The organism is Pseudomonas sp. No.21, from assembly GCF_054558415.1.
Genome location: NZ_BAAJNO010000001.1, coordinates 351,617 through 377,781, shown reverse-complemented (window position 1 = coordinate 377,781; position 26,165 = coordinate 351,617). Strand labels below are relative to the sequence as shown.

Here is a 26,165-nt window from a genome sequence, read left to right as displayed (position 1 = left end):
ACACAGCCGGCGGGGCGAGACGAACGCGATGCAAGGAGGTTTCCCATGCCACGCGGAAGCAAGGACAAATACACCGAAGAACAGAAGCGCAAGGCCGCCCATATCGAGGCGAGCTACGAGCAGAAGGGCATTGCCCATGGCGAAGCCGAAGCCCGGGCCTGGGCCACGGTGAACAAGCAGTCGGGCGGCGGCGAGAAGGCCGGCGGCTCGGGCCGCAGCACCTCCTCGGCGAGCAAGGCGGCGGCGCGCAAATCCTCGGCACGCCAGGCGGTGGCGACCAAGCACGGGGCACCGCGCCCCGGCACCCGCCTGGAAGATGCCAGCAAGGCGGACCTGATGATCCGCGCCCGGGCGAAGAAGATTCCCGGTCGTTCCAGCATGCGCAAGGACGAGCTGGTGCAAGCACTGAAACAGGCGTCCTGACACGCTCGCCGCAAGGAGAATCCCATGGCCGAACCCTCCAACCTGCAACGCCTGGTCGCCATCGGTGGCGGCCTCCTGCTCATCCGCAAGGGCGTCGCCACCCGCGGCCTGCTGGGGCTCGCCGACATCCTGGTCGGCGCCGCCGCCATCTACCACGGCATCGCCCCTGCCCGCCCGCGTGCCAGCGTGCATCAGCTCCACCCCCTGCCGGTGGTGGAGCGCGTGCCTCCGGGCCGGCAACTGGTCAGCCCGGCGAGCCTGGTGAAGACCCCCTTCCAGCAGTAGTCGTACAGATGGCGCGCCGACGGTGCGCGAGGAGCGATGCGATGACCCTCAGGATGCCCTTGCTGCTGGCCGGCTGCCTGGCCTCCTCCCTGGCGCTGGCCGATGCCTGCCAGGTGCAGACCCGCTCGGCGAGCAGCCAGGTCCCGGGCGTCGAAGCCCAGACCTGCTACGAGCATCGGGGCATGCCGGCCGGCTCGGTGGACTGGTCCTGCAGCAACGAGAGCAAAGGCATGCTGCAGAGCGAAAAACACAAGGTGGCCAGTTGCAAGAGCGGCTGGTTCGGCCGCTGCACCGGCGCCCTGACCCAGGAGGCCCTGGCCAACCCCGGCTCCAGCGGCGAGGAAGGCAACGACCCGGTGAACATCCCCGCCGATGCCAAGGTGGTCACCTACCACTACCAGGCCAGTGACCCCGCGCAGGCGAAGATCGATTGCGAGAGCGGTGGCGGTACCTGGCAGACGCCCTGACCTGCCCCTCTCGCCCCTCACGAGGAGCCACCCATGCCAGATGCCCCATCGAACCGCCAGGGCGTGGCCCTGCTCGATCTGCGCCATGACGCCCCCGAGCACGAGCGCCGTACCCACCAATGGCTCGGCGAGCGCATCGCCGCCCTGCTCGGCACGCCCTTGCTCGGCCTGCACCGGGACGGCGACGCCCGGGCGCACTACATCATTCCCAACGACACCCTGATCGGCCGCAGCACGGCACGCGAGCTGGGCATCCGCTCCGACGCGGACTTCTTCGGCGGCCTGGTCGCCGAGCCCTTCATGGCCACCAAGGCCATCACCCATCCGCTGCCCGGCCCATCGGCCCATGCGCCGCCGGGCTGGTCGGAAGGCTTCGCCCACCTGGCCGGGCGCGCCGTGCTCGGCGGCTACAGCGCCTTCAACATCGACGACGCCATGCAGGCCGGCATCCGCCTGCTGCTGAACGGGCCGCTGCGGGTCAAGCCGGTGCGCGCCACCGCCGGGCGCGGCCAGTGCCGGGTGACCGACGACGAGCAGTTGCGCGAGGCCATCGCTCTCCAGGACCTGGACGAGATCGCCACCTGGGGCCTGGTGCTGGAGGAGCAGCTCGAGGACGTCGTCACCTACAGCGTCGGCCAGGTGCAACTGGCCGGGATCACCGCCAGCTACTTCGGCACCCAGTCGCAGACCGAGGACAACGCCGGCACCTGCGTCTATGGCGGCTCCGAGCTGGTGGTGGCTCGCGGTGGCTGGCAGGACCTGCTGAGCCTCGCCGGCAACGAGCCGGTGCGCCTGGCCATCGAGCAGGCGCGGGCGTACGAGCAGGCGGCCCAGGCCTGCTTCCCGGGCTTCATCGCCTCGCGACGCAACTACGACATCGCCCAGGGCATCAACGCACGCGGCCAGTTGCGCTCGGGCGTGCTGGAGCAATCCTGGCGCATCGGCGGTGCCAGCGCGGCGGAGGTGCTGGCCATCGAGGCCTTCGCCGCCGACCCGGCGCTGACCCGCATCCGCACCGCGACGGTCGAGCGCTACGGCGACTTCGAAGTGCCCGGCGGCGCGGCACTGCTCTATCGGGGTCACGACGCCGAGGTCGGCCCCATCGTCAAATTCGCACGGGTGGAACCTTATGGCGACGCGCAGTGAAAGCGTGGATATCCAGGTGGGCAACGAACAGATCGCCGGGACCTTCCTGACCCCGGCGGCCAAGGTGCCGGGCATCCTCTTCGTCCATGGCTGGGGCGGCAGCCAGCAACGCGACCTGGCACGCGCCAAGGGCATCGCCGGCCTGGGTTGCGTATGCCTGACCTTCGACCTGCGCGGCCACGAGAAGACCGAGGTGCAGAAGAAGACGGTGACCCGCGAGGACAACCTCGCCGACCTCGTCGCCGCCTACGACCTGCTGGCCAGCCACCCGGCCACCGATACCTCGGCCATCGCCGTGATCGGCAGCAGTTACGGCGGCTACCTGGCCACCCTCCTCAGCACCCTGCGCGCAGTGCGCTGGCTGGCCCTGCGGGTGCCGGCCCTGTACTGGGACGACGAGTGGCAACGCCCCAAGGACGCCCTCGACCGCCAGCGCCTGGCGAGCTACCGGCTCACCGCCGTGCGCCCCTCGGAGAACCGCGCCCTGGCCGCTTGCGCGGCATTCGAAGGGGATGTGCTGATCGTCGAGTCCGAGCACGACGACTACGTGCCGCACCCGACCATCATGAGCTACCGCTCGGCCTTCGAACGGGCCCATTCGCTGACCCACCGCATCCTCGATGGTGCCGACCACGCGCTCAGCAGCGACCGCAGCCAGAAGGCCTACACCAGCCTGCTGACGAGCTGGGTGGCGGAAATGATCATCGGCGAGCGGGTGGGCGACTTTCCCCACCACTCGGCCTTCTACTCCTGAGCCTGCGGTCGCCCCGCCTGAACCTTTGCGGGCGGCCGCGCTTCTACCGAGCGAGCCCAGCCACACGAGGACACCGACATGCCCGTGACCATCGACCTGGATGGCGGCATCTGCGCCATCGAACTGGACGGCAACCACAGTGAAATGCCGATCCGCGACATCGTCATCACCACCGACGCCGACCTGCGCGCCTCGGTGATCCATTGCCCGGCCGGCAACGCGCTGATCAGCGAGGACGAGGCGCAGGTGCTGGTGGGCGCCGGCGCCAGGGACGACCGCCGCAACCTCATCGCCGACTGAGCCCGGCCCCCGCCCTTCGCTGCCGGGCCTCGTAGAGGTCCAGCAGCGGCTGGGTGCTGAGCCCGTGGAGCAGCAGGCTGCAGGCCACCACGGTGAGGCTGATGCCCATGGCCTCGCGCGCCGCCGCGCCTTCCAGGCCGTGATCGAGGGCGAAACACAGGTAGTAGAGGCTGCCGATGCCACGCACGCCGAACCAGCCCACCAGCAGGCGCTGCCAGCGATCCAGCCCCGTGCGCGGCAACAGGAGCCAGCAGGCCAGCGGCCGCACCAGGCAGAACAGCGCCAGGGCCAGCCACACACCGCGCCAGTCCCAGCAGGCGCTGAGCGCGGCGCCCAGGAGCATCACCAGCACCACCTCCAGCGCCCGTTCGAGCAATCCGCCGAAGGAGAGGATGTCGACGATCAGGGTGCCGGCGGCGATCTTGCGGTGCTCGCGGCGATCCTCGCCGTACTCGATGCTCACCGGCAGGCCGTCGTCGGACAGCCCGGCCTTGAGCACCGTGCCCTCCTCCGCCGGCACCTCGGAGCCGCCGCTGGAGCGGATCTCGGCATGACGCAGGCCCACCCCGGCGGCGAAGGCGGCGAGAAAGCCCCAGGCCTCCAGCAGCTCCGCCCCGACATAGGACAGGGACACCAGGGCCATGCCCAGGAATACGTTGGCGGAGATCGCCGTATCGGCATTGCGCACCCGCGCACTGATGGCCAGGCGACCCACCCGGTTGCCCAGGAAGAACCCCAGCACCAGTGCCACGGGCACGGCCCAGGCGAAGGACAGCAACGCCCATTCCCAGGGCCCTTGATGCCCCAGCCCCAGCAGCACCAGCGCGCCGACCACGAAGGGGAACGCCATGCCGTCGTTCAGCCCCGCCTCGCCGGACAGGCTGAAGCGCAGGGGGTCATCGTCACGGGCATGGTTGACCTGCACCAGGCTGGCCAGCACCGGGTCGGTGGGCGACAGGATCGCGGCGTACAGCAGCGCCGCACCCAGGCCGAACGCCAGCCCCTGGTGGCCGATCCAGGTGCCCAGGGCGATGGTCAGCATCAGCACCGGCCCGGCCAGGACCCAGGCCTTGATCCAGCTCGGATGGTGCAAGGGCAGGCGCAGCTTGAGGCCGCCGATGAACAGGGAGATCAGCACGGCGACTTCGGTGAGGTGTTCGAGCCAGGGGACGATGTCGAGAAAATCATCCCGCCACAGGTTCAGCCCCAGGGGTCCGATGGCCAGCCCGCAGGCGAGATAGAGCAAGGAGGACGTGACCGGCAGCCAGCGCAGGTAGGCCGAGGCCAGCGCCAGGATCAGCAGCAGCACGCCGAGCACTGCCATCCACAGCAGGAAGCTCATGGTCGCCGGCCCATTCGTCTCATCCCCCGTCCCCGTTCGGTCGCCTCTTTATCCAGAGGGCCGGATGGGCCAAGGGTTCAGACTTTGCGGCGCGAGGGTTCCGGCACAGGCGACAGCCCTGCCCGGCGGAAAGAGAAGGGCCGCTGATTCCTTCCGGCGGCCGACGTAAAAAGGGGGCAGGCCCACCCGTGGTGAGGACACGAGCCCGGACCCGCCCCAACTTCCCCGCCTGTTCTGATCGGCCCGATGCCCCGGGAACCGGGTGACGATCGAGGACACAGGTGGGGAATTTCCAGCCTTAGAACATGTAGGTGGCCGAGACGCTGAAGATCTGCCCCTTGGATTCCACCTTGCCGTCGATACGGCCACCACCCAGGCGATCCTGGTTCTGGGTGCGCAGGCGACCCTCGTCGACGAACTGGCGGGAATAGGCCACATCCACGCTCAGGTTCGGGTCGGAGGCGAAGCGGTAGCTGCCGCCCAGGGAGACGAAGGTGCGGTCGCCGTCGGGGATGCGCGCATCGCGGGTGGAGTTGCGGGTCGGCGTCTGGTCGAGTGCAACACCCGCCCGCAGGGTCAGCTGGTCGTTGAAGCGGTAGTCACCGCCCACCGAGTACATCCAGGTGTCCTTGTAGTTGTAGGGGATGTCGACGATCAGGTTGCCGTGGGATTCCAGCTTCAGGGACTGGAAGGACGACCACTCGGTCCAGGTCACGCTGGCACCCAGGCTGAAGCTGTCGTTGAAGTCATGCACCCAGTCCAGGGTGGCCATGGCCGGGATGTCCATGCGCGACTCGGCGTGGTCGCCGTTGGCATTGAGTATCAGACCGGCATAGCCCGCCTGCTCCAGGGCCGTGGGGTTCATGAGCTCGGGAGAGGTCAGGAAGTTGAGCCCATTCGCATCCGAGAAGTGCCAGTTATAGTCGCCATCCAGTTCGTTCTTGATCTTGGCGTGGTACGCCAGGCCCAAGGTGTCCTGGGCGGTTGGCTTCCAGGCAACACTGGCAAACCAGCCAGGGGATACGTTGTCGACCTTCACACGCATCGTCGCCCTGGTGACCCCACTGGGCAAGGCACCTGCGAAAATGGAACCCGGGTTTGCCGCAGCGGCGGCCATCAGGTCCACGTTCTGGCTCACGAAGCCCTGGGTGCGCTGGATAACCACCCCGCCACCGACGGCCCACTGGTCATCGATCTTGAAAGACAGCGAGCCGGCCAGCGCTGCCGTCTCGATCTTGGTATCCAGGGCGAAGTCCTTGCCCTTGAAGTTCTTGTCCCAGGTGCTGCGCATGCCCATGGGTACGACCTGGCCCAGACCGAAGGCGAAGCGGTCGCCGATCGGGATCACCAGGAACTGGGTGGGCAGCCACTTGCTGAAACCACCATTGCCGCCATCTCCAAGCTGCCTGATCTCGCCGGTGTTGACGTCAGCAAGTTCAGTTCGGGGGTTGCCCGCGTAGTCATAGGCCTCCCCTTTGAATTTCATGTCGATATCGGCATAGATCGCCGACACCTGGCCGATGGGCCGCTCGATGAAGGCCATGGCGGCCGGGTTGTTGAAGGCGGCGCTGGGGTCGTTCTTCCAGACAGAACCACCGGCGAAGGCGCGGCCCCAACCGGGCGTGCCATAGGTGGGTACGGCAAAGGCACCGGCTTCGGCTTGCTGGGCACCGATAACGGCACTGAGTACGGCCAAACTCAGCAAACTGCGCTTGCGCGTGAAATTGAAAAGAGAGGGGCGCTTCGAATACGTCTTCATGACAACTCCTTGCTTATTATAATTTTCTGCCTCACGGGGCGTGTCCTGCACAACTGATAGTTCAGGAAATCAAACTTCCTCACTAATGGCGCGAAACTTTAAATACTTGCCCACTGTGCTGAACCCATATCGCGACAGTATTCCAATGATAATGAAAACGGCCTTCCCACCCTGGGATGGGAAGGCCGCTCACGCTTACGGAACCAGCGTGAATGCCGGGGTCGGGCTGACATACAGGCTCTGGATGGTGCAGGAGCCAACCGGCTGGTTCGGGGTCAGGGTCAGGGTGTTGGTAGCGTTGCTCCAGCCACCGGTCACGGTCACCGGAGAGGAGCTGCAGTTGATACCGGCCACGGTGAACTTGACGCCGCTGACATTGCCAGCGGTGAGGCTGGAGGCGGTCAGGGTCCAGGGCAGGCCAGCAGCGCTGGCTGCGCCGCAGAACCCACCGCCAGTGATGTTCACGGCAGTGATGGTGGCTTTGTCAGCACCGCCCACGGAGGTGGTACCGATGAATTCCACGTTGCAGGTCACAGGCGACAGGAAGCCGGGCTTGACCACCGAAACACCCTTGGCGGAGAAGGCGGTGTTGGCCGGGGTGATGGTCACGGCCATGGCCGAGGAGGCACCCATGCACAGGGCCAGAGCAGCGGTAGCAACGGAAAGTTTGGACATTTTCATTGTTTTCGTTCCTTGGTTGATAAGCAAAACATGGTTTTGTTTTTGGTCACTGGGAATACACCACGAAGACCTTCCTGTTTAACCCATGACCGCTTTTCAAACTTGCCCGGTCACCCGTTGCTTCAAGTTACCGGCGGACGTCATTCCAACTCCGATAACGATCAACAACGACACACACTGTTTTCGGGCAAGTTCCCAGGCCAACTTCCGTTGCAGAGGAATAACAATCGAAGTGCAGCTATCCAGGCTGCGTCATGTCATCCATCCAACAACGTCCGCATGGCACTGATCGGGCCGATACCTGCCGAAGCAAGTGCCGGACGAGTTCCTCAACGCTGTCGTTCAATCACGCTCGTTTCGATGCAGGGCCACGGACATTCGACGGCCTGCGAGAAGGTTTCCACCGCTTCCGCCACCGGGGCGGAGAGGACGCATCGGGTCGGGCACGAGGCTCGATACGAGGCGAGGGAGCCGGGCGGCAGATTCCCGGCAAGTGATAGGGGCGATGCCTGAAACAGGCGAAAAATGGAGCATCCGTTGCCACCTCCCTGCTGCGTTCCAATGCGTAGCGATCTTTACCGACTCGCCAGGGGTTGTTACTCATCGGCGTCTTACCTGTGGGACCCGGGCTCGTGCCGTTCGTGGGTGACTTCCCAGTGGGTAGCGCCGGGAACGAGATTAGGTCGCTGGACCGCATTTCATACCTAGCAAAAGGTTGGGCACCCCCGCCCCAGAGCCTGCCAGCGGAGCCGCAAAAACGTGAACTTCCTACACACCTGCGTCAAAGGTCGTTCGCCATATAGCTGACTGTCCCGACAACTCGGGGCTTGACGGGTGTTTCCATAACGGACACCCCTCCTCCACGCGCATCGTTCTGGTGCATGAATTGATTGTTCGAAAAATGAATCCGCGCCCATCCACGGCGAATCTGCCGGCAGAAAGCCGGGTAATGCGCGCGATCGTGCGAACTGGAAGCAGAAAACCGCTGCACGCCGAAGGTTGGGCCTAGGCACCAAGCCCAACGCATCGGCGTCTCAATGGGCCCCACGGCGTTGGGCCTCGCTACGCTCGGCGCCAACCTACGGGGATTGCGGGGGATGCAGCGTAGGCCGGTTGAAACCCGGCGGGGGATGCGAAACGCGGAGGCTCAGCCGGAGATGCCGACGAACCCAGGCTCCAGGCCGAATACCTCGACACCCGCCGGCGTCGCACGGCCGGTGCGGACCTGCACTTCCCGCGCGGGCTGCTCCAGGCTGGGGCGATAGTCCAGCAGCCAGCGCCCATCCACGCTGCGCAGGGCGCCGGGGGGCACGACCATGGCGGACTCGTTGCGGTAGGCGAGGATCGACAGGCGTGCACTCATGCCCAGCCGTACACGGCGCATCTGCTCCTCGTTGAGGTCGGGGATGGCGACCATCACTTCGAACTGCGCGCCACCCTGGGTGCTCGGCAGCGCCTGGCCGCCCACCACGCTGACCGTCCCGTGCAGCGCCTCGCCCTCGAAGCCGTCGCCCTGCACGTCCACCGCCATGCCTTCGCGCAGCTGGTTGACGTCCAGCTCGGAAACCCGTGCCACGATCTTCAGCCGCTCGATGCTGGCCAGGCCGAACAGCGGCGCGCCCTGGGTCACCTGGGAGCCGGCCTGCACCGGCCCGCGCGCGGCGTCATCCAGGCTCAACCCGGGGGCCGGCACCACGATGCCGGCGAAGGGCGCCCTGATCTCCCGTGCCTCCAGCAGCTTGCGCAGCGCATCGTGCTTGACCTCCGCGTTGGCCAGCTCCATTTCGGCGATCTGCAGGTACTCGCCACCGCCGCGTGCCTGGGAGCGGGCCAGGTCGCGCTCGGCGGCGCTCAGGTCCATGCGTTGCAGGCGCGCCTGCTGCTCCAGGTCCTCCAGCTCGTTGCGCGGGATGATGCCGCGGTCGAACAGCGCGCGGGTCTGGCCGAGCTTCTTCTCGGTGCTGGCCAGGGCCAGTTGGGCGCTGCGCAGGGTCCGCCGCGCGCGGGACATTTCCTCGCCGCTGTCCCAGTCCTTGAGCTCCTGCACCGCGCGCCGCGCCTTGAGCAGGGCCGACAGCGCATCGCGCTGCTGCACCTCGGTCTCGGCCGCGTCCATGCGCAGCAGCAACTGCCCGGCCTGGACCCGCTGCCCCGGCTCCACCAGGGATTCGGCCACGATGCCGGCGAAAGGCGCGCCCAGCGCCAGGGTCCTGTCCGGTTCGATGCGCCCCACCAGGCCGATGCTGTGCTCCAGCGGCGCCGGGTCCACGCGCTGCCAGTGCATGGCCGTCGGCGCCGCCCCGGGCGCCTCGCGCAGGCCCCAGGTGATGCCGGCGATGACCAGCACGGCGACGGCGAGCAGCAGGCCACGGCGGGCCAGCGGGGAGCGGTCAGTAGTCATTGAGCGAGATGTCCCATCTGTCGAGCGTCATGCCCAGGGCCAGGTCCAGTTGCGTCTGCGCCTCGAGGTAGGCGATCAGCGCATTGAGGCGGGCGTTCTCGGCGTTGCGCAGGTCACTCTCGAAGCTGAGCACCTGGAAGTTGCTGGAGCGCCCGGCGTTGAGCTTGTCACGCTCGATGTCCAGCTTGCGCCGCGACAGCTCCAGCGCACGGTTGGCGATCTCCAGCTGGCGCCAGCGCGTGCCCACGTCGCGCACCACGTCGGTGACGTTGCGCTCCAGGGCCTGGCGCGCATCGGCCACCTGCAGCTCCTGGTCCTCGACGTTGACCCGTGCCTGCACCTCGCCCTGGCGCCGCGTCAGGTCGCCGATGGGGATGTCCACGCGCACCCCGGCGTAGCTGTCCCAGGAGCGGTCGCTGCCGCTGCTGTACGGGTAGTCGTAGCGGTCCCGCGTCTGGCTGCCACCCACTTCCAGAGACACATCCCAGAGCCGCTGGTTCTTCGCCACCACCAGGTTGATGTCCGCCTGCTGGCGGTTGATCAGCTGGCGCAGGTAGTCCGGTTGCTGCTGCTCGGCGAGCCGCACCGCCTGTTCACGGTTGACCTCGATGCGCTCGGCTTCCAGGGCGTCGCTGGCGCGCACCTGCGAGGACAGGTCCAGGGCCAGCAGGCGCAGCAGCTCCAGGCGCGCGGAGTCCAGCTGGTTGGCGGCCTCCTCCACACTCAGCTCCTGGGTGGCGAGGTCGGCCTCGGTCTGCACGATCTCGAACTCGGCCATGCGCCCGGCCTCGATCATCGAGCGGTTGACCGAGACCAGCTGCTGGGTGCGCTCCAGCGCGGCGCGGGCGATGCGCTGCTGCTCCTGGGCGCGCAGCAGGTTGCGGTAGGCGCTGATGATGGCGGTGACCGTCTGCGACACGCTGGATTTGAGGTTGAGCCGGTTGGCCTGCTCCGACAGCTGGGCCAGGCGCACCGGCGCGGTGTTCACCTCGCGCCCGGCGCCACGCAGCAGCGGCTGGATGATGCTCAGGTCGACGCCGTCGTTGCGCGTGCGCCCTGCCCGGTCGGCATCGTTGTAGCCCTTGCTCCAGCCCAGGGCGAACTGGGTGCCGTATTCGTTGAGGACGGTCGCGGTGGGGCCGATGCGGCCATCACGGTAGCGGTCCTGGTGGTTGCGGTTGGCCCGGTAGCTGCCGGTGATGTAGAGCTTGGGGTTGAACACGTCCTCGGCGACGCGCAGGTCGAACTTCTCGGCGATGCGCCGCAGGTAGCCGCTCTGGATGCTGCGGTTGTTGCGCAGGCCGAGGAACACGGCGTCCAGCAGCGTCAGGTCGGCCATCTGCTCGCTGAGCAACGGGCCGTTGCCCTGGCGCTCCATGGTCGGCGCGGAAGGGTCCAGGCGCTCCTCGCCCCAGGGCTTGGCCTGGGCGGGCAGGACCAGGGCCACGAGGATCGCGGCGAACAGGCGACTAGGCATCGCGCAACGCCTCCACCGGTTGCAGGCGCGCCGCCGAGATGGCCGGGTACAGGCCGAAGAACAGCCCCACCAGCAGCGTGCTGCCCATGCCCAGTGGCAACGCCGAGGCCGCCATGGCGAACTCCCAGCCGGAGATACGCGCATAGCCCCAGGCGGCGGCCACGCCGAGCAGCGCCCCGGATACCGCGCCGGCGGCGGTCAGTGCCACCGCCTCCACCAGGAACAGGTTGCGGATGTCCCGCTGCCGCGCGCCGAGCGCCATGCGCACACCGATCTCGCGGCGGCGCTCGCTGACGTTCATCAGCATCACGTTCATCACCCCCACCCCGCCGCCCACCAGGGAGATGCCGCCCAGGGCCGCCAGCAGGTAGGTGAAGGTGCGGGTCTGTTGCTGCATGGCATCGATCATCTGCTGGGCCACCTGCAGCGTGCCCTTCTGTTCGCCGGCGATCTCGCGATTGATCCGTTGCAGCAGCCGCTCGCCGGTGCTGGGCACGTCCCGGCCCGGCACCACCCGCGCGATCAGCGTGCCGATGTTCGGCGCCGGGTTGACCCGCGCCATCCCCGCCAACGGCAGGAACAGCGACTCATCGGCGGTGAAGGGGATGATGCCGCCCGCGCCCTGGGGCTTGAGGATGCCGATCACCTGGAACTGGTAGTCGTCGATGCGCAGGCTGTCGCCCACCTCCAGCGGATCACCGGCAACCCCCAGCGCCAGGGCCGCTTCGGCACCGACCACAACGAAAGTCTGGCGGGCATCGAAAACCGACAGGTAGCGCCCCTGCGCCACCCGCAACCGCGCGGCCTCGCCCAGCGACGCATCGGCGCCGACCAGCGCCAGGTTGCGGGTGCGCCCGTGGAACACCACCTGGCTGCTGTAGAGCACCAGCGGGCTGGCGTGCTCGATGCCGGGCACGCTCGCTTCGATGGTCGGGCCGTCCAGCGCCAGCGGCAGGCCATCGGCGCCCCGGGGGGATGAAGGCAGCTGCACCACCACCGCCTCGGTGCCCATCTCGCGGAACACGCTCATGGCCTGGTCGGCGGCGTTCTGCCCGATGTTCAGCAGGGCGATGACCGAGCAACTGCCCATGACGATCCCCAGCAGCGCCAGCAACGAGCGCCGCCCGAGGTTGCGCAGGCTGCCCAGCGCCTCGTGCAGCAGCTGCGACAGCGAGGGGGCCGGAGCGGCGTCCAGCAGCGTCATGCCGGGACCGCCTCGTCCACCACCCTGCCCTCGCGCACGCGGATACGCCGCTCCAGGCGGGCGGCGATGCCGGGGTCGTGGGTGACGATCACCAGGGTCACGCCGCTGGCGCGGTTGAGCTCCAGCAGCAGTTGCATGATGTCTTCGGCGGTGGCGGCGTCGAGGTTGCCGGTGGGCTCGTCGGCGAGGATCAGCGCCGGCTCGCCCACCAGCGCGCGGGCGATGGCCACGCGTTGGCGCTGGCCGCCGGAAAGGTCCGCCGGCAGGTGCCCGGCGCGGGCCGCGAGGCCCACCCGCTCGAGCATGGTATGAGCCCGCTCGCGGGACTCGCGCAGGGCCACGCCGCGGTAGCTGAGCGGCAGGGCGACATTGTCCAGTGCGCTGAGCCGGGGCAGCAGGTTGAAGCTCTGGAAGACGAAGCCGATGAGGCGGTTGCGCAGCGCCGCCAGGTCATCCGGGCTGGCCGTGAACACATCGTGCCCGGCGAGGTGGTAGAAGCCGCTGGTGGGCAGGTCGAGCAGGCCGAGAATGTTCAGCAACGTGCTCTTGCCCGAACCGGAACTGCCGAGAATGGCGCAGCTCTCGCCCCGGGCGATCTCCAGGGAGACCCCACTGAGGATGCGCAGCTCCTGCTCGGCGAGCCGATAGCGCTTTTCGATATCCCGCAGGCGGATGAGCCGCTCGTTATTGTTGTTCAACATGTCCATGTTTCCGCTGACCTGCATCCTTTAGCGGACCGATACAGGGGTTCCGTTCCCATCCCGTGGAAAAAGGCAGGCCACTCGGGATGCCAGAGCCCTGGCTCAGATAATTAACACCCGCCAGTAAGGCCAGGAACCCACAGGAGGTATAGCCAATCTTTAGTTTGGCCAGGCGGGTAAATAGCGCCCTGGCGCGGTGGCAACCCCGCCTTTGGACCGGCCCACCGCCCGAGCGGCGGGCCCTGGCGGCACCACCCATCTTGCGATAGGCCCCATTCTCCAGTCTCGGGCGGCCAGGTATATTCACGCCCGGCAACACCCATTCAAGGATGAACCATGCGCCCTCTCCTGCTGCTTTGCTGCCTGTCGCTCACCGCTTGCCAAAGCAAGCAGATCCCCGCCAACCAGACCTGGCCGGTTCCGTCAGAGCGGTTGTTCGCCTATCAGGAAACACCGGCCGAGCCGAGCCAGTACCTGATCGTCAACCGCGACGATGCCTGGTGGGGGCGCAAATGCCTGGCCAGCGTCTACATCAATGGCAAGCTCGCCGTGCAGCTGGAAACGGCGGAGTCGGCCGCTTTCCAGCTTCCCTACGGCCAGTGGGACCTGGCGGTCGACGCCGGCGACTGCGGCCGCGCGCAGCTCATGGTGCCGCTGTCCGACCAGGCTGCAAGCCGCTACCGAATCGCCTTCGACGTCGAGGCCAATGTGCAGCTGCTGCCCACCGAGGCGGGCAACAGCATCCTGTGCAACTACGGTGGCTGTGGTGCGCCCAGGGGACACCGACTGCGAACGCTGTTCTGACCCATTACCCGACGCACCGCTGCGTTGGGCCTCGCAGGCTCGGCGCCAACCTACGGGTGTGCCACGCCGGCGACGTAGCCCGGGCTTCAGCCCGGGGCAGGCTTGGCAACGCACCACTGGGCGCGTTGCCTGGGAGGCCGCTCAACCGACGCGCAGCACCGCCACCACTTCCTGGCTGACCCAGCGCCGCAGCATGCGGTTTTCCGGGTGGAAGCAGTAGACGCTGAGCAGATCATGCAGGCCGGATTCGCTCACCACAGCTTCCTCCTCGAACCAGCCGTTGGCGGTGCGCAGGCGCACGCGGCGGTGCTGGTCGTCGCAGAGGCGGAACAGGGTCCGGCGGTTGATATCGGTGTTGAGCAGGCGGCGCAGGTCGCGGGTGGAAAACCAGGCTTCGTGGCCCATCAGGAAAGCGCGCAGTTGACGCTGGTGACGCAGGAAGATGCGAGGGGTGATCTCGGGAAGGGTCATGGCAGTACTCCATCCTGTGATAGAGCCGCCACCCACTGCATGAAGGGTGGCGGACCGTGCGAGGTGGAAGTACCGGGGAAATCACGCGAAAACCGGCTGGGCGCGAGCCCACTCACACGGTCCGCCATAGACTGCCGACGCCAGACGTCGCTATGGCGCGCACAATTTCCATTGTTACCCAGGCTTCCACACCCGACTGCTTTCTGTGGAAAGCAGCGGCGGAACCCTATCCAAGCCCTTTGTAGGCTCGCAACGGCGTTGCCTTGTAGGCGTTTTCCATAAGGCGCTTTCTACGTTCGCTGTTGGTTGTGACGCCTGCCCTCAAGCACGGTGCTGTTCGGTCGCCCTGGGGTTTCTGCCACCGCCGCCGCATGGGTTTCGCTTCGCTCTACACCATCCTACGAAAGCCGCCAGCCGCGGCGCGCCCCCACATCGAGCGCAGCAGTGTTGGGCCAGGCCGGCTAGTTCACCTCATCCAGCAGCTCGGCGCGGCTGGGTTCGGGGAAGCCCAGGGTGCGGTAGCGCGGCGGGTAGAAACCGGGGGCTTCTTCGAGCAGGTCGCCCAGCAGCGCCATGGCCTGTTCCCAGGAAACGGCGCGGGTCTCGGCGTCGCTGCAGTCTTCGTTGGGGCGCACCAGCACCAGGCGGTCGACACGGGGCAACAGGCTGTCCACGCCCTCGGTCCAGCTGGCGACGGAGAACAGCAGGTCGGGATCTTCCTGGGCGGCGTACAGCTGGTAGTTGGCGACGAAGATGTCGGTGCTGTTCTCTTCGTGGATCAGGTCCAGCGCGTGCTTCTGGGTGTCGTACTCGGCCTTGGTGGCGAGACGACGCATGCGCTCCAGGCGGGCTTGCAGCAGCGGATTGTGCACGGTGTAGGGCGCCACCTTGCCGTCCTGGTAGCAGTACAGCCCGGAGGAGATCGCGCGACCCTCGGTCGCGGCCTCCAGGCTCAGCTCGACCATCGCCGCGAGGCCGTGGCCGTCACGGTCGCCGGTCACCAGCAGGGTCTCGCGGCTGGGCACCATGAACAGCGGCCGGCCCTTGAGCGGCAGGCGCTCGAGCACGTCGGGCAGGAGGATGCGGCTGATGTCGTAGCTGTCGTTCCAGTTGCCCCGGAACAGCCCCGGCACCACCTCGACGAAGCTGTCGCCGGTGCTGTCGCGCAGGTTGGTCAGGGCGATGGCCATCCCCTCTTCGAGGGTGATGCCCCAGCTCTTGTCGGGGCCCTGCACCAGGGTGGCGGTGGACTCGGGGTGGTCGATGGCCAGCAGCACCACGGCGTCCTCGCCCATGGGCAGGTAGACCGGATCGAATTCGAGGTCGTTGCCCTCGGTGCGCAGGTGGTGCAGGCGCAGGTCCTCGATCATTCCGCGGCTGCGCACCACCGGCAACAGCAACGGTCGCGCCTCGTCCAGCGGCAACGCCAGGCTGCGCTGGTTCTCGCACAGCGCCGTGATGTAGCTCTGCAACGCCTGCCGGCGCTTGGCGCCGCGCTGCCCGCAGTATTCACGGTAGGCGTTGTGCAGGTTGAAGAAGGCGCTTTCGCCATACACCAGGCGGAATTCCCGGGGGCGGTAGGTCAGTTCGCCCTTGAAGCCGGCCTTGCGCGCAGCGGACTCGAAGAGCACGGCGAAGTCATCCGGGGAGGGCTTGCGGTTGAACAGGAAATCCAGAAATCCCATGGCGATACCAAACGATGAAAACGCGTCGCCGAACTTTAGAGGAGCGGATGCCGCCGCACCAGCGCGCCGGTGCACGGGGCGCACGCAAGATAATCCCTGAACCTTTGTTCGCCTTCCGGCACCCAACGCCATGAGTGCCATACAAAAAGGTACGGCGACCGCTGCCCCTGGCGGTCACGGCGTTGAGCCTCCGAACAAGGACACGATGATGAACACCACTTCTGATGCCTACGCAACCGCCCTGGACGTCACCGACGCTTCGGGCGTCTCCTGGAGCGCGGTATTCGCTGGCGCGGCGGCCGCCGCCGCGCTGTCCCTGATCCTCGTGCTGCTGGGCTTCGGCCTCGGCTTCGCGGCCATCTCGCCCTGGCAGCACGAGGGCATCGGTGCCGAGGGCCTGGGCTTCGCCGGCATCGCCTGGCTGGCCTTCACCCAGCTGGCCGCTGCGGGCCTCGGCGGTTACCTCGCCGGGCGCCTGAGGTTGCGCTGGAGCCGCCTGCACGGCGACGAGGTGTTCTTCCGCGACACCGCCCATGGCTTCCTCGCCTGGGCCGTCGCCACGCTGGTCACCGCCGCGCTGCTGGTGGGCACCGTCGGCAACCTGGTGGGCGGTGGCGTGCAGGCCGGTGCGGCGATCGCCGCCGGTGCCAGCGCCGGAACCGCGCCCGGCGCCAGCGACGATGCCCAGAATCCCTACGGCTACTACATCGACACGCTGTTCCGTGACGACCGGCCGGCCCCCACCGTCGACGATGCCGCCCACGGCGTGGTGGCGCGCATCTTCGTGCGCAGCCTGGCCGACGGTGGCCAGCTGAGCCCCGAGGACCACGACTACCTGGTGCGCCTGGTGGCCCAACGCACCAACCTGACCCAGGCCGAAGCCCAGGCCCGCGTCGAACAGGTCCACGCCATGGCGCAGCAGGCCGTGAACGATGCCCGCCAGGCCGCCGACGCGGCCCGCAAGGCCGGCATCCATGCCTCGCTGTGGATGTTCGTCGCCCTGCTCATCGGTGCCTTCACCGCCAGCTTCGCCGCCACCCGTGGCGGTCGCAGCCGCGACACGGTGACCGACGGCCTCGCCTACCACCGCACCGCCCCCCTTCGCTGAACGAGGAGATTGACCATGCGTTCGCTGCTGCTTTGGTTCCTGGGTGTACCGATCCCGATCATCATCCTCATCGCCCTGCTCACCTGAGCCGGGATGAAACGAAAAGGCCGCTGCTCCGGGAGGACAGCGGCCTTTGTGTTTTGTGCGTGGGGTGGCGTCGCATCGCGAATGAATTGGCTCTGTCTGCGTTAGCTGTTGTGGTTTTAATGCAGGCGCTCAAGCACGGTGCTTTCCGGGCGCCCAAGAGTTCGTGCCACCTCCACCGCATGGGTTTCGCTTCGCTCTACACCATCCTACGAAAGCCTGTGCGCACCTGTGGTGATGCGCTGGACGAAGAAAGTTGGAGCAGCCGCCAACGCCCCTCCAGGAGGCCGAACGCAGTCGTTGCGCCGGGGGACGAGCGGCATGGATGCCGCGAGAGGCGCGCCAGGCCATGGATGGCCCATCGCGCCGGCCCCCAGAGCGGCGATGGAGTGAGGGAACCCCGGCGAAGCCGGGGCCGGATGATGGGGCAAGCCCTTTTGGTTTCTTTTGGGGCGACTGCCAAAAGAGACTCGCCCGGGGGGGCGAAACCAGAAACATCACCAGAGCTCGGCAATCAGCTGGGCTCAAATCCTCTAGCAACACTTAACGCAGACAGAGCCAATGAATTCGCTCCCATGATCGGTGCATCCCTGGCATTGCGTAGGTCGGGTGAAACCCGACGCCCCCGCTCAGCGATCGGCCGGATGGTTGACCCCGTCGCTGGTGGGCACCTCGCCCAGGTCGAAGGGGTTGACCCCGTCCAGGCAGCCGACGTTGAAGCCGTACTGGTCCGGGCTGGAGCGGCGCTGGTGGTGGGTGTGGATGCCGCAGCGCGAGCAGAAGTAGTGCCGCGCGGTGCGGGTGTTGAACTGGTAGAGGCTAAGCAGTTCGGCGCCCTGCACCACACGCAGCCCGGCGAGCGGCACGCTGGCGACGATGGCGCCCTTGCGCCGGCACAGGGAACAGTCGCAGCGACGCGGGTTCACCAGCCCGTCGGGCAGGGTCAGTTCCAGCACCACCGCGCCGCAGTGGCAGCTGGCGCGGTGAAGGGGAAGGATCGGGGTGTCGCCTACCTGCTTGATCATCGGTGTGCTCCTGGAGGATGCCCTCAGCTGCGCGCGAAGGCGGCGGCCTCAGCGATCTGTTCGGCGCTGGGGCGGATGCCGGTATAGAGCACGAACTGCTCCACCGCTTGCAACACGATGACTTCGCCACCGGTGATCACCCGCTTGCCAAGGGCGCGGGCGGCGCGGATCAGCGGGGTTTCCACGGGGATGGCGACCACGTCGAAGATCACCTCGGCGGCCTCGATGGTGGCCTCGTCGAAGGCCAGCTGCCCGGCCTCGGGGCCGCCGTCCATGCCGATGGGGGTGACGTTCACCAGCAGGCGCGGGCGCAACCCGCCCTGCTCCGCCTGCCAGGCGAAACCACAGGTGGCGGCCAGGGCCTGGCCACGGGCCTCGTTGCGTGCCACCAGGGTGCCGTTGGCGAAACCGCTGTCACGCAGGGCGAAGGCCACCGCCTTGCCCATACCGCCGCTGCCGCGCAGGGCAAAGTCCGCCTGCGGGTCGACGCCATGGCTGCGCAGCAGGCTGGCCACCGCCAGGTAGTCGGTGTTGTAGCCCTTGAGGTGGCCGTCGTCGTTGACGAGGGTGTTGACCGACCGGATCACCGCCGCCGAGGAGTCCAGCTCGTCGAGGTGGGCGATGCAGGCTTCCTTGAACGGCATCGACACCGCGCAGCCCCGGATGCCCAGCGCGCGGATGCCGCCGATGGCCGCCGGCAGGTCGGTGGTGGTGAAGGCCTTGTAGACGTAGTCCAGGCCCAGTTGCTCGTAGAGCGAGTTGTGGAAGCGCGTACCGAAATTGCCGGGGCGGCCCGACAGCGACATGCACAGGCGGGTGTCCTTGTTCAGGGTGCGGGGCATTGCGTGGCTCCGTTGGGGAAGGTGGACGAGTCCGTAGGATGGGTAGAGCCCGGCGAAACCCATCGGGTGCGAGGCACCGCCGCATGGGTTTCACTCCGATCTACCCATCCTACGAGGGCACTAACTCCTGGCTATCGCCGCGCTTGAGCGCGGCATAGAGCAGGCCGGTGACCAGGCTGCCGGCGACGATGGCCAGCAGGTAGGCGAGCACGTGGTTGATGGCGTTGGGGATGAGCATCACGAACAGCCCGCCGTGGGGCGCCATGAGCTTGCAGCCGAAGTACATCGACAGCGCACCGGTGAGCGCGCCGCCGGCGATGCTGGCGGGGATTACCCGCAGCGGGTCCTTGGCGGCGAAGGGAATGGCGCCCTCGGAGATGAAGCACAGCCCCAGCACCAGCGCCGCCTTGCCGGCCTCGCGCTCGCTCTGGGCGAACTTGCGCCGGGCCAGCAGGCAGGCGATGCCCAGGCCGATGGGCGGCACCATGCCGGCCGCCATGGTGGCGGCCATGGGCGCGTAGCTGTGGGAGGCCAGCAGGCCGACGGAGAAGGCGTAGGCGGCCTTGTTGATCGGCCCGCCGAGGTCGACGCACATCATCCCGCCCAGCAGCACGCCGAGGAGGATGGCGTTGGTGCTGCCCATGCCGTCGAGGAACTGGGTCAGCGCGGCGAGCATGCCGGCCACCGGCTTGCCGACCACGTAGATCATCACCAGGCCGGTGATCAGGCTGGCCAGCAGCGGGATGATGAGGATGGGTTTGAGCGCCTCAAGGCTCTGCGGCAGCCTCACCCAGCGGCTGATGGCCTTGGCCGAGTAGCCGGCGAGGAAGCCCGCGATGATGCCGCCGATGAAGCCTGCGCCCAGTGTGGCGGCCAGCAGCCCGCCGATCATCCCCGGCGCCAGGCCCGGGCGGTCGGCGATGGAATAGGCGATGTAGCCGGCCAGCAGCGGCACCATCAGCTTGAAGGCCGTGTCGCCGCCGATCTGCATCAGCGCGGCGGCCAGGGTGCCCTGCTCCTTGAAGGCCTCGATGCCGAAGACGAAGGACAGGGCGATCAGCAGGCCGCCCGCCACCACCATCGGCAGCATGAACGACACACCGGTGAGCAGGTGCTTGTACACACCTTTCGCTTCACCCTGGCCCTCGGCCTGGGGGCTGCCGGGCTTGCCGGCCTGCTGCACCTGGGCATCGGCCAGGGCCTTGCGCAGGGTGGCGTCGGCCTGCTTGAGGGCGACGCCGGTGCCGCAGCGGTAGACGCGCTTGCCGGCGAAGCGGGCGGTGTCCACTTCGATATCGGTGGCCAGCAGCACCACATCGGCAGCGGCGATGGCCTCCGTCGACAGCGGGTCGCGGGCACCCACCGAGCCCTGGGTTTCCACCTGCAGTTCCATGCCCAGGCGCGCGGCGGCCTGCTTCAGCGCCTCGGCGGCCATGAAGGTGTGGGCGACGCCCGTGGGGCATGCGGTGACGGCTACCAGGCGTGGCCGCTCACTGGCCACGGCAGGCACGGGCGCGGCCTGCTCGGCCCGTACCTGGGCCTCGCGCTCGGCACGCTGGAGGAAGGCTTCCGGCTCGTGCAGGGCCTCGGCCGGGGTGGCCAGGTAGAGGCGCTTGCCGGCGAAACGCGCGAGGTCCAGCGGGCCGGTCTTCACCACCAGCACCCAGTCGGCAGCCGCCAGCGCTTCGGCGGGCACGGCTTCGCCGCCGGGCATTTCCACCTGAGGCGCCCAGCCCAGGCGGCGAGCGGCGGCCTCCAGCAGGCGCGCGCTGATCAGGCTGCTGACCGCGCCGTTGGGGCAGGCGGTGACAAGGACGAATCTCATCGGGGAACCTCGTGTCGTTCTTCTGCGGGCTGCACGACGACGCCGCTTTCCAGCGACGCCAGCTGCGCCCGGTCATTGATGCCGAAACCGATCTGCGTCACCGCCTGGGCGGCGATGGCGGTGGCATGGGCCAGGGTGCGCTCGGCGGGCCAGCCGGCCAGCAGGCCGTGGACCATGCCCGCCAGCAGCGAATCACCGGCGCCCACGGTGCTGGCCACCTGCACCTTGGGCGGCCGCGCCTGCAGGGCCTGCCCCCGGTTGAACCAGCGCACGCCCTCGGCGCCCATGGACAGCACCAGGTGCTCGATGCCGGCGGCCTGCAGGCGCGCGGCCTCCTCGGCCTGTTCGGCCAGGCCGTCGACGGGGTGGCCGCAGGCTTCGGCCAGTTCCTCGACATTGGGCTTGACCAGCCAGGGCGCGCTGGCGAGCCCGGCGCGCAGGGCCGCCCCGCTGCTGTCCAGCGCCACCCGTGCGCCCAGCCCATGCAGGCGCTGCAGCAGCGTGGCGAACCAGTCGGCGTCCACGCCCCGTGGCAGGCTGCCGGCCACCACCACCAGGTCGTGCCCGGGCACCAGGGCGTCGAGGCGGCGCAGCAGTTCGTCCCGCGCGGCAGCGTCCACGTCCGGGCCGGGGCCGTTGATGTCGGTGATGCGGCCATCGTCCTCGGCCAGCTTGAGGTTGCTGCGGGTTTCGCCCTCGACGCGGACGAAAGCGTCGTGGAAGCCGCGCCGGGCGAACAGCGCCTCGAAGGGCTGGGCATTGCCGGCGCCGAGGAAGCCGCTGACGCTGAGGGAGTGGCCCAGGTCGGCCAGCACCTGGGCGACGTTGAGGCCCTTGCCGGCGGCGTGGCTGACCAGCGCCTGGCCGCGGTTGACCGCACCGGGCTCAAGACGCGGCAGGCGCAGGGTGAGGTCCAGCGCCGGGTTGAGGGTGAGCGTGAGGATGCGTGCCATCAGAATTTCTCCGCCAGGGCGCGTACCGCTTCGGCGCTTTCCGCCGCCAGCGCCACGCCTGCTAGTTCCTGAGCGTCGGCCAGGCTGAGCTCGCGGATACGCGCCTTGACCTCGGGCACGCTGCGCGCCGCGACGCTGAGCTCGTCCACCCCCAGCCCCACCAGCAGCGGCACCGCCAGCGGGTCGGCGGCCAGTTCGCCGCACACCCCCACCCATTTGCCCCGCGCATGGGCAGCACGCACGGTGAGCTCGATGAGTTGCAGCACGGCCGGGTGCAGGCCATCGGCCTGGGCCGAGAGCGTCGGATGGCCACGGTCGATGGCCAGGGCGTACTGGGTCAGGTCGTTGGTGCCGATGCTGAAGAAGTCCACCTCGCGCGCCAGCACCGGGGCCAGCAACGCCGCGGACGGCACCTCGACCATGATCCCCAGCTGCAGGTCGGCCTGGGGGATTTCCTCCGCCAGGCGCAGGGCCATGTCGCGGGCCTGGCGCCATTCGGCAACGCTGCCGACCATGGGGAACATGATGCGCAGCGGCCGGCCTTCGGAGGCACGCAGCAAGGCGCGCAACTGGGTTTCCATCACCTTGGGCCGCTGCAGGGTCAGGCGCACGCCACGCAGGCCGAGGAAGGGGTTCTCCTCGTGGGCGATGGGCCAATAGGGCAAGGGCTTGTCGCCGCCCACATCGAGGGTGCGCGCCACCAGCGGGCGGCCGTCGAGGGCGTCGAACACCTTGCGGTAGTCGGCCTCTTGGGTCGCCAGGTCGGGCGCCTGGGAATGGGCCATGAAGATGAATTCGGTGCGCAGCAGGCCGACGCCCTCGGCGCCCTGCTCCACCGCCGCCACGGCGCCGGCGGCGTCGCCCAGGTTGGCGCAGACCTCGACGCTGTGGCCGTCACGGGTCCGGGCCGGCTCCAGCTTGTGCGCCTCGGCCTCGCGCAGCAGGCGCTCGCGGTCCTGGTGCTCGGCACGGGCGCGCTCCAGCAGCGCCTGTTCGGGTGCCACCACCAGGCGCCCACGGCCGCCGTCCAGCAGCAGCGGCGTGCCCGGCTCCAGGGCCAGCACCCCGGCACCGGCGCCGACCAGGGCGGGAATGCCCAGGGCGCGGGCGACGATGGCGCTGTGGGAGGTGGCGCCGCCGCGTGCGGTGAGGATGCCGGCCACGCGGGTACGGTCCAGCCGCGCGACGTCGGAGGGCGCCATTTCGTCCAGCACCAGCACGTAGGGGCGTTCGGGCTCGGCCTGCTCCTCGACGCCGCAGAGCTTGGCCAGCACGCGGCGGCCGACGTCGCGCAGGTCGGCGGCGCGCTCGGCCAGCAGCGCATCCTGCAGGGACTCCTGCTGGGCGGCGGCGGTGCCGATCACACCCGCCCAGGCGGCTGCAGCGCTCTCGCCACGCTGCAGCCGGGCCTCCACCTCATCGCCCAGGGCCGGGTCGGCGAGCATTTCCAGGTGGGTGACGAAGATCTCGCGGATGGCCTTCACCTCGCTGCGCTGCACCAGCACCTCGATCTCCGCGCGCACCTGGGCCAGTGCCTGGTGCAGGTGCTTGCGCTCGCTGGCGGGCGTCTCGCCCCGGGCGGGGTAGTCGAACGCCCGCACCACCCGCACATGGGCCGGGCCGATGGCGATGCCCGGCGCGGCCGGCACGGCGTTGAGCAGGCTGCCGGGCGGCGGCGCGGCGGGGGCGGCTTCCGGCTGCTCGGCTTCGGGCTGTTCGGGGACACCGTCCGCCAGGGGCTCCACCTCCTCGCCCAGGCCCTGCTCCACCGCCTGGCGCAGCACCGGCAGGGCCTGGTCGGCGATGCCCGGCTCGGCCAGCAGCTCCAGCACCTGGCCGCGGCGGATGCCCAGGCCCAGCAGTTTGCTCAGGCTGCGCGCACTGACCGCGGGCAGGCCGCTGTCGGCGACGCGCACGCGGACGTCCCCGGCGAAGCCCTTGGCCAGCTGTGCCAGCTCCTTGGCCGGGCGGGCATGCAGGCCGTGGGCGTTGGCCAGGGGCACGCGCAGGCTCGGCCAGTCGGCCGTGGCGTCGCCCGCCAGGGTCTCCAGCACCCGGCGGCGATCGGCGGCACGGGCCAGCTCGGCGCCACGGCCTTCGATCAGCAGCGCGCAGAGACGCTCCAGCAGCGCCACATGGGCATCGCCCCGGCTGGCGAGGCAGAACAGCCCGGCCAGGGGCTGGCCCTCATGGCGCAGGGGCGTGCGCGGCGCGACGAAGGCGAGCCCGGGGCGGCTCACCGCCTGATCGCTGTCCAGCCACCAGAGGCCTTCGCCCAGGGGCAGCGCCTCGCCCTGCAACAGCTGGTTGGCGTAACCCTTGTCGACACAGCCGGCGCGACGCAGCAGGCGCGCGCCTTCCAGGGCCAGTTCGTCGAAGTCTTCGGCGGTGCTGCCCAGCGCCACCAGTTGCTCATCCAGCGCCAGCTCGCCAGGGCCGCCCTGGAGCAGCGCGATGATGGCGTCGGCGGATTCGGCGCGGCGCAGTGCGTCCCCCAGGTCGCCTTCGCCCAGGGCGCGGGTGAGCAGTTGCAGCAGGCGCAGGTGCTCGTCGGATTTCGCGGCGATGCCGATGGCCAGGTACACGCGCTGGCCGTCGCCCCAGTCCACGCCTTCGGGGAAGTGCAGCAGGCGCACGCCGGTGGCATGGACCATATGCCGGGTTTCCGGCGTGCCGTGGGGAATGGCCAGGCCCTGGCCCAGGTAGGTGGAGCCCTGCGCTTCACGCGCTTGCAGCGCGGCCAGGTAGCCCTCGGCGGCAAGCCCATCCCCCACCAGCCGGTCGGCCACCCGTTGCAGGGCGGCGCCCTTGTCCGCCGCCGCCAGGCCCATGGACACCAATGCCGGGGTGAGTTCGAGCATGCCGTTTCCTCCACGCGGGCCTTGGGGCCCTTTTGTCGTTGTGCGATGAATCTTCAGCTTAGGCGCTGTCCGAACCCTGGCAGAGGGCCCGCGACTATCTGGACAAAGCGCCTGCTGAATCGTTTCACTAAACGGGCGGCACGTTACTCGATATTCTTCGCGGCTTGAAGCCCATGCGATGAATCGCACGCCGTGCCCCGGGCAGGCGCAGGAACAAGGAATCGGCATTTGAAACTCAGCGACATCGCCCGGCTGGCCGGCGTCTCGGTCACCACGGCCAGCTACGTGGTCAACGGCAAGGCCGAGGAAAAGCGCATCTCCCCCGCCACCGTCGAGCGAGTGCGCGCGGTGGTCGATGCCCACGGCTACCGCCCCGATCCCCATGCCGCCGGCTTGCGCCGTGGGCAGACGCGCACCCTGGCCTTCATCCTCCCGGACCTGGAGAACCCCAGCTACGCGCGCCTGGCCAAGCTGCTGGAGCAGCAGGCGCGGGCGCGGGGCTACCAGTTGCTGATCGCCAGCTCCGACGACGAGCCGCAGAGCGAGCGCCAGTTGCTGGAGCTTTTCAGCGCGCGGCGTTGCGATGCGCTGATCGTCGCCAGCTGCCTGCCGCCCCAGGACCCGGGCCTGGGCGCGTTGCTGCACGCCGGGCTGCCGGTGATCGCCGTCGACCGCGAGCTGGACCCGGCGCGCTTCTGCTCGGTGGTGAGCGATGACCACCAGGCCGCCCACTTGCTCACCCGCAGCCTGCTGAACCCGCTGCCGCGCCAGGTGGCGCTGCTCGGCGCGCGGCCGGAGCTGCCCATCAGCCGCGACCGCGAGGCGGGCTTCCGAGCCGCGCTGGCCGGCTTTGGCGGCGAGACTCTCGTGCAATGCGGCGCCGAATTCAGCCGTGAGTGCGGGCGGCGCATGATGCAGGAACTGCTGGAGCGCCAGGGCCGCCTGCCGGATGCACTGGTGACCACCGCCTACGTGCTGCTGGCCGGCGTGCTGGATGTGCTGCGCGAGAACGGCACCTGGCCGCAGCACCTGCAGCTCGGCACCTTCGGCGACACCCAGTTGCTGGACTTCCTGCCGCTGCCGGTGAACTCCATGCGCCAGCAGCACGAGCTGATCGCCGAACAGGTATTGGAGCGTGCATTGCAGGCCATCGCCGGGGACTACCAGCCAGGGGTGCTGGCGATACCGCGAAGGTTGCAGGTGAGGCGCGGAGGCTGAAGGATACATCGCGTTACCCGGTGTGGTTTAGCGGGGCTCACCCGCCCTGCACGGCTGCCGTAGCCCGGGCTTCAGCCCGAGACGGAGCCGTCGCGAATGAATTCGCACACAAGAAACCGCCCACCGTGGTACGACCTCGTAGGGGCGACGTAGGGGCGACTTCAGTCGCCAAGCAGGCCGCAGGACTGCCTTGACTCCGCGCTTCCCGACCACACCGCCGGTGGATGAAAAAAGCGTCATCCACCCTACGCCCGGACCACCTCCCGAGGTTGGCGTCGCAGCGGGCTCTCCTTGTGGGAGCGGCTTCAGCCGCGAAGACCCGCAGCCGGCACGTGGCTGCGGCTGCCCA

23 protein-coding genes are annotated in these 26,165 nt (G+C 68.7%); 9 read left to right on the top strand and 14 right to left on the bottom strand.

Features of this window, described 5'->3' with window-relative positions:
* Positions 1 to 45 precede the first annotated feature (45 nt).
* The 6 genes from ACYJSS_RS01740 (at position 46) to ACYJSS_RS01715 (ending at position 3,375) form a co-directional block, all read left to right on the top strand.
* Positions 46 to 423 (top strand): termination factor Rho, encoded by a 378-nt coding sequence (locus tag ACYJSS_RS01740; RefSeq protein WP_236205976.1) that lies wholly within the window; start codon positions 46 to 48, stop codon positions 421 to 423.
* A gap of 24 nt (positions 424 to 447) precedes the next feature.
* Positions 448 to 708, top strand: a complete 261-nt coding sequence (locus tag ACYJSS_RS01735) for a hypothetical protein (RefSeq protein ID WP_236205977.1) — start codon at positions 448 to 450, stop codon at positions 706 to 708.
* Between the two features lie 41 nt (positions 709 to 749).
* Positions 750 to 1,175, top strand: coding sequence for a hypothetical protein (locus ACYJSS_RS01730; RefSeq protein WP_236205978.1), 426 nt, complete (start codon positions 750 to 752; stop codon positions 1,173 to 1,175).
* A 33-nt stretch (positions 1,176 to 1,208) separates the two neighbouring features.
* Positions 1,209 to 2,321 carry a DUF3182 family protein gene (locus tag ACYJSS_RS01725; protein WP_236205979.1) on the top strand — a complete coding sequence of 371 codons (1,113 nt, stop codon included), beginning with the start codon at positions 1,209 to 1,211 and terminating at the stop codon, positions 2,319 to 2,321.
* Positions 2,305 to 3,075, top strand: a complete 771-nt coding sequence (locus ACYJSS_RS01720; RefSeq protein ID WP_111259958.1) for an alpha/beta hydrolase family protein — start codon at positions 2,305 to 2,307, stop codon at positions 3,073 to 3,075. Before ACYJSS_RS01725 ends, ACYJSS_RS01720 begins: the two co-directional genes overlap by 17 nt.
* Positions 3,076 to 3,153: 78 nt before the next feature.
* On the top strand, positions 3,154 to 3,375 hold the full coding sequence (locus tag ACYJSS_RS01715) for a DUF3203 family protein (protein WP_111259957.1): 222 nt from the start codon (positions 3,154 to 3,156) through the stop codon (positions 3,373 to 3,375).
* Here ACYJSS_RS01715 and ACYJSS_RS01710 read toward each other — a convergent pair.
* The 7 genes from ACYJSS_RS01710 to ACYJSS_RS01680 all read right to left on the bottom strand — a co-directional run bounded on the left by ACYJSS_RS01710 (position 3,362) and on the right by ACYJSS_RS01680 (position 12,940).
* Positions 3,362 to 4,717 (bottom strand): cation:proton antiporter, encoded by a 1,356-nt coding sequence (locus tag ACYJSS_RS01710; RefSeq protein ID WP_236205980.1) that lies wholly within the window; start codon positions 4,715 to 4,717, stop codon positions 3,362 to 3,364. The two genes, ACYJSS_RS01715 and ACYJSS_RS01710, sit on opposite strands and share 14 nt — an antisense overlap.
* Before the next feature lie 298 nt (positions 4,718 to 5,015).
* Complete coding sequence (locus ACYJSS_RS01705) at positions 5,016 to 6,476, bottom strand: outer membrane protein transport protein (protein WP_236205981.1); 1,461 nt, start codon at positions 6,474 to 6,476, stop codon at positions 5,016 to 5,018.
* Between the two features lie 195 nt (positions 6,477 to 6,671).
* Positions 6,672 to 7,157, bottom strand: coding sequence for an alkane oxidation protein activator PraA (gene praA / locus ACYJSS_RS01700; RefSeq protein ID WP_236205982.1), 486 nt, complete (start codon positions 7,155 to 7,157; stop codon positions 6,672 to 6,674).
* A gap of 1,147 nt (positions 7,158 to 8,304) precedes the next feature.
* The gene (locus tag ACYJSS_RS01695; protein ID WP_111259953.1) at positions 8,305 to 9,558 is read right to left on the bottom strand and encodes an efflux RND transporter periplasmic adaptor subunit; all 1,254 of its coding nucleotides are present in this window, start codon (positions 9,556 to 9,558) and stop codon (positions 8,305 to 8,307) included.
* Positions 9,548 to 11,035 (bottom strand): TolC family protein, encoded by a 1,488-nt coding sequence (locus tag ACYJSS_RS01690; RefSeq protein ID WP_373875137.1) that lies wholly within the window; start codon positions 11,033 to 11,035, stop codon positions 9,548 to 9,550. Before ACYJSS_RS01690 ends, ACYJSS_RS01695 begins: the two co-directional genes overlap by 11 nt.
* Positions 11,028 to 12,239, bottom strand: a complete 1,212-nt coding sequence (locus ACYJSS_RS01685; RefSeq protein ID WP_373875138.1) for an ABC transporter permease — start codon at positions 12,237 to 12,239, stop codon at positions 11,028 to 11,030. The genes ACYJSS_RS01690 and ACYJSS_RS01685 overlap by 8 nt, the downstream gene beginning before the upstream one ends.
* Positions 12,236 to 12,940: an ABC transporter ATP-binding protein gene (locus ACYJSS_RS01680; RefSeq protein WP_236205983.1), complete on the bottom strand. Its 705-nt coding sequence runs from the start codon at positions 12,938 to 12,940 to the stop codon at positions 12,236 to 12,238. Before ACYJSS_RS01680 ends, ACYJSS_RS01685 begins: the two co-directional genes overlap by 4 nt.
* Positions 12,941 to 13,276: 336 nt before the next feature.
* On the opposite strand from ACYJSS_RS01680, the gene ACYJSS_RS01675 reads away from it, so the two are divergent.
* Positions 13,277 to 13,744 carry a hypothetical protein gene (locus tag ACYJSS_RS01675; RefSeq protein ID WP_043244723.1) on the top strand — a complete coding sequence of 156 codons (468 nt, stop codon included), beginning with the start codon at positions 13,277 to 13,279 and terminating at the stop codon, positions 13,742 to 13,744.
* Between the two features lie 141 nt (positions 13,745 to 13,885).
* Here ACYJSS_RS01675 and ACYJSS_RS01670 read toward each other — a convergent pair whose 3' ends face one another.
* Positions 13,886 to 14,215 (bottom strand): BRO-N domain-containing protein, encoded by a 330-nt coding sequence (locus ACYJSS_RS01670; RefSeq protein WP_021220783.1) that lies wholly within the window; start codon positions 14,213 to 14,215, stop codon positions 13,886 to 13,888.
* 461 nt (positions 14,216 to 14,676) lie between these two features.
* Positions 14,677 to 15,900 carry a DUF1444 domain-containing protein gene (locus ACYJSS_RS01665; protein WP_236205984.1) on the bottom strand — a complete coding sequence of 408 codons (1,224 nt, stop codon included), beginning with the start codon at positions 15,898 to 15,900 and terminating at the stop codon, positions 14,677 to 14,679.
* Between the two features lie 208 nt (positions 15,901 to 16,108).
* Here ACYJSS_RS01665 and ACYJSS_RS01660 point away from each other — a divergent pair, with 208 nt between their 5' ends.
* Complete coding sequence (locus tag ACYJSS_RS01660) at positions 16,109 to 17,008, top strand: hypothetical protein (RefSeq protein ID WP_111259945.1); 900 nt, start codon at positions 16,109 to 16,111, stop codon at positions 17,006 to 17,008.
* Positions 17,009 to 17,721: 713 nt separating this feature from the next.
* Here ACYJSS_RS01660 and ACYJSS_RS01655 read toward each other — a convergent pair.
* The 5 genes from ACYJSS_RS01655 to ptsP form a co-directional block, all read right to left on the bottom strand.
* The gene (locus ACYJSS_RS01655; protein WP_111259944.1) at positions 17,722 to 18,117 is read right to left on the bottom strand and encodes a GFA family protein; all 396 of its coding nucleotides are present in this window, start codon (positions 18,115 to 18,117) and stop codon (positions 17,722 to 17,724) included.
* Between the two features lie 23 nt (positions 18,118 to 18,140).
* Entirely contained in the window at positions 18,141 to 18,959 is an 819-nt protein-coding gene (locus ACYJSS_RS01650) for a shikimate 5-dehydrogenase (protein ID WP_236205262.1), read from the bottom strand.
* Between the two features lie 109 nt (positions 18,960 to 19,068).
* Positions 19,069 to 20,784, bottom strand: a complete 1,716-nt coding sequence (locus ACYJSS_RS01645) for a PTS fructose-like transporter subunit IIB (RefSeq protein WP_236205261.1) — start codon at positions 20,782 to 20,784, stop codon at positions 19,069 to 19,071.
* Entirely contained in the window at positions 20,781 to 21,737 is a 957-nt protein-coding gene (gene pfkB / locus ACYJSS_RS01640) for a 1-phosphofructokinase (RefSeq protein ID WP_236205260.1), read from the bottom strand. The genes ACYJSS_RS01645 and pfkB overlap by 4 nt, the downstream gene beginning before the upstream one ends.
* The gene (gene ptsP, locus ACYJSS_RS01635; protein WP_236205259.1) at positions 21,737 to 24,598 is read right to left on the bottom strand and encodes a phosphoenolpyruvate--protein phosphotransferase; all 2,862 of its coding nucleotides are present in this window, start codon (positions 24,596 to 24,598) and stop codon (positions 21,737 to 21,739) included. The genes pfkB and ptsP overlap by 1 nt, the downstream gene beginning before the upstream one ends.
* 228 nt (positions 24,599 to 24,826) lie before the next feature.
* Here ptsP and cra point away from each other — a divergent pair, with 228 nt between their 5' ends.
* Positions 24,827 to 25,816, top strand: coding sequence for a catabolite repressor/activator (gene cra, locus ACYJSS_RS01630; RefSeq protein WP_236205258.1), 990 nt, complete (start codon positions 24,827 to 24,829; stop codon positions 25,814 to 25,816).
* Positions 25,817 to 26,165: the final 349 nt, after the last annotated feature.